Here is a 1,810-nt window from a genome sequence, read left to right as displayed (position 1 = left end):
GGTCGGCGGGGGCCGCGCTGGCGCCGATGGGCGCCGCGGCGATGATTGTGGTCGCGGCGAGGATTCCGGCGACGGCGGACCGTCTGCGTAAACGCACGCATGCCTCCTGGGATCGGCCTGGAGGATCTCTCCAGACGATCGAGACACTACGCGTGCATAGACGTGCATTGATGAACGAATTGTTTCAACCATGACGGCGGCTCTCGACTGCCGCGCCGGGGGAAGGTTACGTTGTCCCGGGGGGGGTCGCCGATGACCACGCTTGACGTACTCGCCGCCCGGCTGCGCGCCGAGCTGGGCGCGGACCGGATCGTGAACGACCGGCAGCAGCTGCGGACCTACGAGTGCGACGGGCTGGCCCACTACAAGGTCATCCCCGGCCTGGTGGTGCTGCCCCGCGACGCCACCGAGTGCGCCCGTACGGTCCGCGCGTGCGTCGAGGCCGGGGTGCCGTTCGTGGCCCGCGGCTCCGGCACCGGGCTCTCCGGCGGCGCCCTGCCGCATGCCGAGGGCGTGCTGATCGTGACGTCCAAGATGCGCGCGATCGTCGAGGTCGCCCCGGACGACGAACGCGCGGTGGTCGAGCCCGGCGTGATCAACCTGCACGTCACGAAGGCGGCCACCCCGCACGGCTACTACTACGCCCCGGACCCGTCCAGCCAGCAGATCTGCTCGATCGGCGGCAACGTGGCGGAGAACTCGGGCGGCGCGCACTGCCTCAAGTACGGCTTCACCACCAACCACGTCACCGGCGCCCAGGTGGTCACCCCCGACGGCGAGCTGGTCGAGCTGGGCGGGCGCGCGCCGGACACCCCGGGCTACGACCTGCTCGGCGCGTTCGTCGGCTCGGAGGGCACGCTGGGCATCGCCACCCGGGTCACCGTCCGGCTGACCCGGCTGCCCGAGTCCGTGCGTACCCTGCTCGCCGCTTTTCCCTCCACCGACCAGGCCGGCGCCGCGACCTCGGCGATCATCGCCGCCGGGGTGGTCCCGGCGGCCGTCGAGATGATGGACGCGCTGGCCATCGAGGCCGCCGAGGCGGCCGTCGCGTGCGGCTACCCGGCCGGCGCGGGCGCGGTGCTGATCGTCGAGCTGGACGGCCCGGCGGCCGAGGTCGACGCGCAGTTCGACCAGGTCACCGCGCTGTGCGAGGCCAACGGCGCCTTCGAGCTGCGGATCGCCGCCGACCCGGCCGAGCGCGCGCTGTTCTGGAAGGGCCGCAAATCGGCCTTCGCGGCGGTCGGCCGGATCAGCCCGGACTACATCGTGCAGGACGGGGTGATCCCGCGGACGGCGCTGCCCGAGGTGCTGCACCGCATCGGCGAGGTGTCGCGGGCGCACGGCGTGCGGGTCGCCAACGTCTTCCACGCCGGCGACGGCAACCTGCACCCGCTGGTGCTCTTCGACGACGCGGTGCCGGGCGAGGCCGACCGGGCCGAGGAGGTCTCCGGCGCGATCATCGACCTGTGCATCGAGTACGGCGGCTCGATCACCGGCGAGCACGGCGTCGGCATGGACAAGGCCAAGTACATGCCGCGGATGTTCACCGACGACGATCTGGAGACGATGCACCTGCTGCGGTGCGCGTTCGACCCGGCCGGGCTGGCCAATCCCGGCAAGATCTTCCCGACGCCCCGGCTCTGCGGCGAGGTGCCCCGGCGGCACCGGGCCGGCGAGCCGACCCCGGCGGAGCTGTTCTGATGGCGCTGTGGATCGTCGCGACGGACGCGGACACGGTGGGCGGCGTGCCCGCGCTGTTCGTCGACGCCCCGGCCAGCACCGAGGAGGCCGCCGCCGTCCTGCACGAGGC

1 protein-coding gene is annotated in these 1,810 nt (G+C 72.8%); it reads left to right on the top strand.

Annotation, left to right across the window (positions count from 1 at the left end):
* The first annotated feature begins 252 nt into the window (after positions 1-252).
* Entirely contained in the window at positions 253-1,701 is a 1,449-nt protein-coding gene (locus tag AB0C29_RS46595; protein WP_360834563.1) for an FAD-linked oxidase C-terminal domain-containing protein, read from the top strand.
* Positions 1,702-1,810 lie beyond the last annotated feature (109 nt).

This window comes from Actinoplanes sp. NPDC048791, assembly GCF_040650095.1.
Taxonomy (GTDB): Bacteria; Actinomycetota; Actinomycetes; order Mycobacteriales; family Micromonosporaceae; genus Actinoplanes.
The sequence above is the reverse complement of the archived record's forward strand: the minus strand, read 5'-3'. Positions and strand labels throughout refer to the sequence as shown.

Bases quoted from the DNA above. Each gene is read 5' to 3' on its own strand.
- AB0C29_RS46595 (WP_360834563.1), top strand. From the start codon at position 253: ATGACCACGCTTGACGTACTCGCCGCCCGGCTGCGCGCCGAGCTGGGC.